Annotated in this window: 1 protein-coding gene; it reads right to left on the reverse strand. The window is 39.7% G+C overall.

The window, feature by feature from the left end; all coding sequences use genetic code 11:
- Positions 1-972 (reverse strand): helicase C-terminal domain-containing protein (locus EI28_RS14205; protein ID WP_197018520.1); only part of this gene is annotated, 972 nt, incomplete at both ends.

Genomic DNA, 972 nt, shown 5'->3' on the forward strand with positions numbered 1-972 from the left:
TCCCAATGATTATTACAACACAATAGTCACTTACGCCACGAATTGCCCGGCCAATCCCCTGCTCAATACGCTGAGCGAGTTTACGTTGAATGGTGGTTGTGCTAGGCATTACTGACTGGTAATAGCGATCAACTAGTGCCGTATATGATGGGAGAGAATCCATGCATAGTATTCGGCAAGTATGACCCGGTAAGTCAATCCCATCATACTTATTAATAAGAATGTAGTTATCAAACGCTCTTTTATTTTTGATATCATTTTTTAGCGACTCAAGTAGACTCTCAAAATTTGAGGCCTTTACCCCCATTTCCCATAAGCGTGCGGAATAGTTCGATGGGACTATGGTGAAAAAGCCGAAATTACCATATTTTTTGGGGAGGTCTGAGAACCACGCGATCAATTCTTCACGTCTTAAGGAAGGATCAACAAGAGTTGGTAATAGTATAAGGCGCTCCCCGGAATATTTTAATTCGTTATCAATAAGAGGATTTAAAACACTAGTGGGGTTTAGACCTAAGTCTTTTATCAAAAATGCATCTTCTGTTAATGTTGCTGATAGAAATATCCGTTGCTTTGCCTCTGAGAAGGATGGTATCAGATTTATTGGCACAAGTCGGGGGACGATCTCAACACGTCTACCTGAAAATATGCATGTACAATTCTCTAGATGATCCTTAATTAAGTTCCATGAGAATTTTATATCCCGGGAGCCTTTATTTTCACTAATAATCTTCATAACATCGGATAACTTGTCATGCCAAGTCCAGTATGGCACCGGGATTAAAATCTCGTCGTGTTCTTGAAGAATATCGTCAAATTTTCCTGGCGCCTGTTTCTTTAGGCTTTCCGAAAACAATCCTAATAATTTCGAAAAGACTGGGTTTTCACCAGATTTGGGATCTGAAGGATCAATGTATTTGGAACTACGAATTGAAAAAGCGTCACGGATTATCTCTAAGCATCTGTGAGCAT

Origin of the sequence: Methanoculleus sp. MH98A (assembly GCF_000691865.1) — an archaeon.
Lineage (GTDB): Archaea > Halobacteriota > Methanomicrobia > Methanomicrobiales > Methanoculleaceae > Methanoculleus.